We start from the raw sequence: 7,772 nt of genomic DNA, 5'->3' as shown, positions 1-7,772 counted from the left end.
GGGGCGGGGCATCAGGAGTCGTGTCAGCAGGAGGGATCGGTCAGGCAGGACGTCTAGCCCGCCTCGGGAGTAGAAGTCGATAAGCTGAGCCTCGAGACTCGGCGTACCAGCCAGGAGACGTAGGAGCACCTCCGAAGTGATCTCCCGGGGGACATAGTACTCCGAGCTCCCCGTCACTAGGCTATCGAGCGTATAGACTTGGTCTGCGACAGCAGTAGGGGTCTGTGACACTCCTAGCGTATAGGAGGCAAGAGCCACAAGAGACAGGAGGGTACAGCGACGTATCAATATCTTCATATCGTACTAGGTTCTTCGTTTACTTGCTACAAAGATACACATTCCCCAGCCCTACTCGATATACCCCATCAGGCTCCTGCTAGGCGGAGGCCGAGGTACAGAGCCCCGAGACTAAGGAGGATACTCCCCACGATATAGAGTAGAGCAAGCCATGAGAGGCCCTCGGTAAAGAGCGTATAGACCTCCATCGTAAAGGTGGAGAAGGTCGTGAAGCCCCCACAGAAGCCCACGACGAGTAGGAGGCGATCTAGTCCCAGCTCACTATGGTACCGCTCCACGAAGTAACCGATGAGGCACGAGCCTAGGACGTTCACCAGGAGCGTCCCCCACCCGAATGCTCCCCTAGAGGCAGGTACGAGGTAGCTGAACCCCACCCCTAGGAGGTAGCGTAGCAGACTCCCGAGTCCACCACCGAGGAAGATGAAGACAAGCCCCAGCAAGGATAGTCGGTTCATGCGGGAGGTGGCGTATCTGGAGACAGAGGGACGAGGGCTAGATACGCTCTAGGACGAGGTCGATAAGCCCCTCGATGCTCCCCTTGTAGTCCGTATTCATATTCTGAGCCTTGCGCCCAGCTATGATGCAGCAGACCGTCATCGCACGGTGTCCCATGAGGGCGGCTAGACCAGCGAGCGAGGAGCTCTCCATCTCATAGTTCGTCAGGCGAGCACCCTCGTAGTCGAAGGCCTGGATCTTCCTATTGAGCTCTGGGTCTCGGAGGGCGAGGCGGAGCTGTCTCCCCTGTGGCCCATAGAAGCCATTGGCAGCAATGGTATTGCCCCTTAGGACGTCCTCCCGGCAGATCTGCTCTAGGAGCTCGGGACAAGACGAGACGACATAGGGGCGGAGCCCCTCTACCTGCCAGCTAAGCTGATCGATCAAGGCCTGCTCGAAGGCTCGGTCACGGACACGCTCCGTCCCTGCATAGAAGTAGAGTACCCCGTCGAAGCCTATCGAATGCTCGGCTGCGACATAGGTGCCGATAGGAGTCTCATCCTGTAGCCCCCCCGAGGTGCCTACACGTACGAGGGTCAGCTGGCGAAAGGTCTCCTTCTCCTGCCGTGTCTCGAAGTCGATATTCGCCAGAGCATCGAGCTCGTTGAGAACAATATCGATATTGTCTGTACCGATACCATGACTGACGACGCTGATCCGCTTACCTCGGTAGAGCCCAGTGATCGTGTGGAACTCTCGGCTGGAGACATTGCACTCGATGTGCTCGAAGCGACTCGCCACCATATCGACACGAGCGGGATCACCGACGAGGAAGACACGGTCAGCCAGCTGCTCAGGACGTAGGTGAAGGTGGAAGATGGAGCCATCCCCGTTGATGATCAGCTCGGAGGATGGGATGATGCGTTGGTTACTCATAGGATATATATGATTAGCAGAAATAGTAGTACTCGTAGGGCAAAGGTACGAGAATACTTTTACTTCCCCCGAAGCCGCTCACCTTCCTTTACCAGCGTATTCCCTCTCTCCTCTAGGCGACGACGCGAAGTAGACAGACACCAGAGACTCCCCCTCCCTGCTGGAGGAGGGGGAAGCCTCTGGTGTCCGTATATCACCCCGTATATATAATTATGGAGTAGTAGCGGGGGCGCGGCTCTTGGACTCAGGTAGTCTCCACCTGAGTCCTACGAGCCCCTCTGCCTCTAGGCTTCACTACCCCGCAGGGGAGCTCTAGCAGCCCGTCCCATCTAGGCTACAGGCCTGTCCCTGCACGGGGCGAGCACTGAGCCCAGCCTCCTCAGGGACAAGGGTCACCCGACCGTCCTCGAGTACGAAGCAAGGGATCCCGGCGGCTCCCCGAGCACGAGCTTCGTCGAAGACACTATTGTGGTCTCGTAGTCGGAGGAAGGCCTTCAGGTCCGAGACGTGATGCCCGAAGTCGATAATCTCATACGTAGGGTTGCCCTTCGCCTGCTCCCAGACATAGGTGCAGTCGGGGCAGCTACTCATTCCATAGATCTTGATCATAGTTCTCTATTATATTTCTATCTGTGTACCACCTATCGCTCCAGCGGGAGTCCGAGCTCCATCCAGTGCAGTATACCGCCCTGCATATCGTAGACCTCGAAGCCCTGTGAGCTCATCCACTGCGCTGCGGCATGGCTTCGCTTGCCACTACGGCAGTAGACATAGTAGGTGAGGGACTTATCCAGCCAGGAGGCACCCTGCCTGAAGAGCTCCTCATCCATCCAGTCTAGGAGCTGCGCACCAGCGAGGTGTCCGCTGGCGTACTCCTCGGGGCGACGTACATCGAGGACGAAGGCTCGGGCATCGGCCTGAGCACGGGCTAGGAAGTCCCGAGGCTCTAAGACCTCGATCGTGCTGGGGCACTCGGACTCATGGGGGGTAGGGATAGATGGCATCATTACATTATCTATATTATACCTTGGCTCTCGGCACTCTACTGGGTGCCCGGCCTCTGCTGGGATAACTCAGTATAGGCAGGAGAGGTTCACAGAGCGAGTAGCTCATTCATCCCCCTCACCGAATAGACAGAGGGCTACACTGCGGGTACCCACAGCATAGCCCTCTATAGGGGTTATCTATCAGCGTCAAGCGCCTTAGCGGGTGCTGAGCTCCTTGTCTAGGAAGATGATCGCATGATCCGAAGCCAGACGTACTCGGTCTACGATAGAGGTAGCAGTAGCTTCCTCCTCGACCTGCTCACGGATATACTTCCAGAAGAAGTCCTGCGAAGGCATATCCTTCTCTTCGGCGGCGATGCGGACGAGCTCCTCGATCTTCTCCGACACATAGCACTCATGGGCATAGGCCTTCTCTGCGATCTGCAGTGCGGAGTCGAACTCGGTGTCTACTGCGGGGATAGCCTGGATCTTCACCTGACCTCCACGGCGGATCACGTACTGGATCATATCCTCAGCGTGATCTAGCTCCTCCTTGTACTGCTGGCGGTACCAGTGGGCGAAGCCATCTAGTCCTAGGCTAGCGAAGTGAGCCGACATAGAGAGATAGATATTCGCTGACCACATCTCGAGCGCAATCTGCTCGTTGATGGCAGCCTGCATTCTTTCTGTAAACTTCATAGCTTGATAATGAATCTAAATATTAAGTGATAAAACCGTTCTAGCTAAAGACAGCCTACGGTCTCATATTGTTCATTGCAGATCGAGAAAGTCAAAGTCTAGCTCCGTCACCGAGCCAAAGGAGGGGATCGTAGCATAGGCCTCCTCGAGCTGACAGAGCCCTGCTAGGGCTCGTGCGCAGTTGATGACTCCGCCATGGCAGAAGATGAGGATCTGCTGGTAGCCCTCGGCCCTCTTCTCCATCAGGAAGTGCGACACACGCTCATACTGCATCCTCAGGGATTCGCCCCCCGGGGTAGGCTGATCGATATAGCGCATGAAGAACTCCTCCGTGCCCTCATTGATGATGATCTCATTCCAAGGTCTCCCCTCCCAGTCTCCGAAGTTCATCTCCTTGAGCCGGTCATCTGTGATCGGGTCTGGGTATCCACAGAAGGCGGCTAGCTTGCGGGCACGCTTCAGTGGACTAGAGAAGACTCCGTCGAAGCAGAGTCCCTCCAGAGCCTTGCGGGTAAGGGTAGCCTCCTCGACGAAGGTCGAGCGGACATCGATATCCGAATATCCGTAGCAGACGTAGTTTCCATCGAGGACGACGGAGGTATGGCGGACGATATATACTTTCATTGGCGATCGTGCTAGGGGTGGGGCTATTCCTCCCAGTTATTACGCTTACGTCCCCGCTGGCGGGGTGGGGTCTGTGTACTGCGTGCGCTCCCACGCCGACCATTATTACGGTGGCGGACGAGCTGCTCATCGGCCTCCTGCTCCTCGTCATACCAGCCCTCACTACGAGCCTTGTATTGACGGCGGTTCTCGGGGTTGTTCTTACTCGTCTTACGTAGGGCTGCGCTCTTGGGGGCAGCCTGCTGACGCTGGCTCTCGGCACGCTCTGCTTGACGGCCCTTGGTACGGGGACGCTCAGCCTCCTGTCTCTGGCGTGCCTGGAGCTTCTCCTCGGCGACATGGTCACGGATTAGCTCCTTGACGGGGAGGTCTACCTCATCGAAGAAGACGACATCCTCCTCCGAGACTAGGTCTCCGAGGTGTGCGACTCTTCCGTTGATCTTGACACGACCCCGACGGATATATTCCTCTACGTCACGGCGTGAGCCAAGCCCAGCATCGCTAATCAGCTTATTGATTCTCAGTTTCATTAGGGGTTAAGAAAAGGGGGGAAGATAGTTATCTGGATAGAGCACGCTGGTCTGCGAGCTCTAGTAGTGGTCTTACGATCCGCTCTGGGGGCATCGCCTCGGAGCACTGGAAGTCGCCCGAGTGGCAGTGCTTATTGTCCCCAAAGATACTGCATGGGCGTCTGTCGAGCCCCTCGGGCTGGAGACAGTCCTCCCAGCGCTGCCCTATACCTAGGAAGCCTGCCGCAGGATGGGTGCAGCACCAGACGGAGAGTACCCGTACCCCGACCAGAGAGGCTAGGTGCATATTGGCACTGTCCATCGAGACGACGACATCGAGTGTTGCCATCAGGATCAGTTCCTCAGAGAAGTCGAGGGTACCTGCTACCGACTGGGTATGGGGGAGCTCCTTCACCCACTCTCGTAGCGTCTCTGCCTCCCGACCTCGCCCTCCGAAGAAGAGGATCTCGAAGCGTCCATCCTCAGCGAGCTGCCGCACCGCTTCCTTCATCTTCGCAGGCGAATAGGTCTTTGCACGGGTCGAGGCAAAGGGGGCTACCCCGAGACGTACCTTACTTCCCCGACCCACGAGGAGCTCGGGGTGCAGACGCTCGAAGCTCTCCCTCAGCGAGGGATGTATCTCTATTGGGGGGATCACCTCGGGGACAGAGAGACCTGCCTCTAGGAAGACCTTGCGATAGAGCTGCCACATCGGGGGCAGTGGGGTCAGATCCTTCCCAGGACGATTGGCGACGAGGCGCCGTCGCTCCCGGCGGGGCTTCGCTAGGTGCTTCGTCGGGATACCCGAGAGGCGCAGGTAGCTCCTGAGGAGCTTGGTCCTCAGGACGTCATGCAGATCCAGCACGGCATCGAAGTGCTCTAGTCGTAGCCTACGGGCATAGCGTGCGAGCCCTAGCAGGCTGTGCTCCTCGTTGCGAATGTCTATCGCCATCGCCTCCACATTGTCTGGGGGGTCGAGCAGGAGCTCCGTGATGAAGGGCTGCGTGAGCAGGACGAAGTCGTGCTGCTCATTGGCTCGGGCCACTGAGTAAAGGAGTTGTATGAGCATCGCCACATCTCCGATAGCGGAGAGGCGGATGACGAGATAGCGAGCCAAGGGAAGAGGGGGCGGGGGAAGGAAGGGTGAGAAAGGGGGGGGAGTAATTAGAGGCTCTGCCCCTTGAGCATTGGGTTGAGCTCAGGATCGTTGTACATCTTCATCTGCTTGTAGACCTTCATGTACTTACGTCCCGAGGCGATATCCTCTAGGAGCTCATCGATGGCCTGCGTGAGGTCTCGCTCCTGCTCGGTGAGTACAGCGAGCTTATCTCGGCACTTCTTCTGTAGAGCTTCGTCTGCGCCTGCACTCTGTAGCGCCTTGTTCATATTGTAGATCTTCAGCTCTAGGATGGAGAGGCGATCGATAGCCCAGGCTGGGCTCTCGGTGTTGATCTTTGCCCCAGGCTGCACCTGTACATCTGCGTACCGCTGTAGGAAGAAGCTATCGATGAGCTCCACGAGGTCTGTACGCTCCTGGTTGCTTCGGTCGATACGTCGCTTGATCTGTAGGGCATACATAGGGTCTATCTCGGGGTCACGGATGACGTCCTCTAGGCACCACTGAGCATTGTCGATCCAGTTCTTGCGAAAGAGGTCGTGCTCGATAGTGCGCTCAGGATAGGGGTTCTGTGGTGGCGTATCTATACTCCCCTTAGCTTCGTAGACGGCGATAGCCTCTCTGAAGATGCGCGTGGCTAGCTGGCTGAAATGCTCCATATCTATATATACGTACTCTATGCCTCGATGAGTAAAGGCTGTCATTACCGACCAAAGATAAGGAAAAAAGCTACAACTATACTAGGTTCCCAGCCCGAGGTGTAGCCACCCTCCCCCCTCGAGGGAGCAAGGGCGAACAAGGACATAAAGCTAGGTGTGAGCAGACGATCTGGGCATGTACCTACTCCTCCTCGTCTAAGAGGACCATCCACCGCCCTGCCTTATCTGGCTCTAGTCGTACTGGGTGCTATAGAGCTAGTTGCTATAAAATGGATGAGACGACGGACATGCTGAGAGACAGATCTGCTCATAGCGTGAGGGCAGAGGATCTCCCTACCCGGACTGCTACACTACCTTTTGGCAAACCGCTTGAGGCGATCTGCTATATTCTTATCCAGCAGAGGAGAGAGGACGATGATCGTCACAGCGCTGAGGATGAGGACGACCCCGAGGAGCATCACCGAGGAGACTTGCTCCCCGAGGAAGAGCACCCCCATGACGATCGCCGTCAGGGGCTCCATAGCCCCGAGGACAGAGGTCAGCGTAGAGCCAATGCTCTTGATGGCTCTCACGAGGGCGAGGTTGGAGATGAGGGTCGGTAGGAGAGCCAAGAGCAGGAGGTTCACCATCACCCCTCGGCTCGGTATCGGCTGTAGCCCTCCCGTCAGGAGGCTGTCGGCAAGGAAGAAGACCCCACTGAAGAAGATAGCGTAGAAGGTCAGCTTGAGGTTGTCCATCTCTCGGAGACGACGGACGTTATTCACTGTCACGAGGTAGATCGCATAGGAGAAGCCGGAGAGGAGTACCAGAAGTACCCCCACTACCGAGGTCGTCTGCCCTACCCCACCACGGAGGCTCAGCAGAGCGACCCCCGACAGCCCTAGAGCGATAGCAATCACCGTATAGATAGAGGTACGCTGATGGAAGACTATCGCCATGATGAGAGTCGTCCCGATCGGGTAGAGGAAGTGTAGGGTCGTGGCCATACCACTAGACATCGTATGGTAGCCCTGGAAGAGAAGGGCGGCCGAGCCGTAGTAGAAGAAGCCGAGGAAGGCGAACCAGCGGAGCTCCCGGAGGTTCGTCCGTAGGGATACCCCACGCACCCACATCAGTAGTGCGACGAGTAGGCAGGCGAGGAACATCCGGTAGGTCAGGATACTATCGGTCGTGAGCCCCTCGCCCATCATCGGCAGGGTGAAGAGGGGGATTAGCCCAAAGGTCGAGGAGGCTATCATCCCATAGACAAAGCCCTTAAATCTATTCATTACTTATTTCTTCCTTCATTTAGTCCTCATATTTTATCCTCCCCCTCCGCCACTCTGTACCCACCTCTCTATCCCGATTCCATCCTACAGCACCCACTAGTACCAGCGCCTACTAGGCTCTGGCGAAGTGCGTGTCACTATGATTCTCTCCCCTCCCCAGAGGGGAAGTAGAGCCTCACTGAGAGGAGGCTTGACCTCACCGAGGGGGTGGATGAGCGGAGGGGGGAGCGGAGGGCTTAGGG

General features: G+C 57.0%; 10 protein-coding genes and 1 pseudogene. All 11 read right to left on the bottom strand.

The features are described from left to right. Positions 1-297 (bottom strand): annotated as a pseudogene (locus QZ170_RS08870) (hypothetical protein); the annotation flags it as partial. Positions 298-365: 68 nt separating this feature from the next. After that, positions 366-752, bottom strand: a complete 387-nt coding sequence (locus tag QZ170_RS08865; protein WP_297180095.1) for a CrcB family protein — start codon at positions 750-752, stop codon at positions 366-368. Between the two features lie 37 nt (positions 753-789). Continuing rightward, positions 790-1,668 (bottom strand): nucleoside phosphorylase, encoded by an 879-nt coding sequence (locus QZ170_RS08860; RefSeq protein WP_297180092.1) that lies wholly within the window; start codon positions 1,666-1,668, stop codon positions 790-792. 312 nt (positions 1,669-1,980) lie between these two features. Then, positions 1,981-2,277, bottom strand: coding sequence for a glutaredoxin-related protein (locus QZ170_RS08855; RefSeq protein ID WP_297180089.1), 297 nt, complete (start codon positions 2,275-2,277; stop codon positions 1,981-1,983). Between the two features lie 32 nt (positions 2,278-2,309). Further along, a complete protein-coding gene (locus QZ170_RS08850; RefSeq protein ID WP_297180086.1) occupies positions 2,310-2,675 on the bottom strand; it encodes a rhodanese-like domain-containing protein in 366 nt (121 codons plus the stop codon). Positions 2,676-2,870: 195 nt separating this feature from the next. Further along, positions 2,871-3,353: a ferritin gene (locus QZ170_RS08845; protein WP_297180083.1), complete on the bottom strand. Its 483-nt coding sequence runs from the start codon at positions 3,351-3,353 to the stop codon at positions 2,871-2,873. Positions 3,354-3,425: 72 nt separating this feature from the next. Further along, complete coding sequence (locus QZ170_RS08840) at positions 3,426-3,977, bottom strand: histidine phosphatase family protein (protein WP_297180080.1); 552 nt, start codon at positions 3,975-3,977, stop codon at positions 3,426-3,428. Positions 3,978-4,000: 23 nt separating this feature from the next. Next, positions 4,001-4,507: a S4 domain-containing protein gene (locus tag QZ170_RS08835; protein WP_297180077.1), complete on the bottom strand. Its 507-nt coding sequence runs from the start codon at positions 4,505-4,507 to the stop codon at positions 4,001-4,003. Positions 4,508-4,535: 28 nt separating this feature from the next. Beyond that, positions 4,536-5,603 carry a glycosyltransferase family 9 protein gene (locus QZ170_RS08830; RefSeq protein WP_297180074.1) on the bottom strand — a complete coding sequence of 356 codons (1,068 nt, stop codon included), beginning with the start codon at positions 5,601-5,603 and terminating at the stop codon, positions 4,536-4,538. Between the two features lie 47 nt (positions 5,604-5,650). Continuing rightward, a complete protein-coding gene (locus QZ170_RS08825) occupies positions 5,651-6,262 on the bottom strand; it encodes a DUF4254 domain-containing protein (protein WP_297180071.1) in 612 nt (203 codons plus the stop codon). Between the two features lie 350 nt (positions 6,263-6,612). Further along, positions 6,613-7,530 carry a DMT family transporter gene (locus QZ170_RS08820; protein ID WP_297180069.1) on the bottom strand — a complete coding sequence of 306 codons (918 nt, stop codon included), beginning with the start codon at positions 7,528-7,530 and terminating at the stop codon, positions 6,613-6,615. Between the last annotated feature and the right edge of the window lie 242 nt (positions 7,531-7,772).

Source organism: uncultured Porphyromonas sp. (assembly GCF_905372525.1).
Taxonomy (GTDB): domain Bacteria; phylum Bacteroidota; class Bacteroidia; order Bacteroidales; family Porphyromonadaceae; genus Porphyromonas.
The sequence above is the reverse complement of the archived record's forward strand: the minus strand, read 5'-3'. Positions and strand labels throughout refer to the sequence as shown.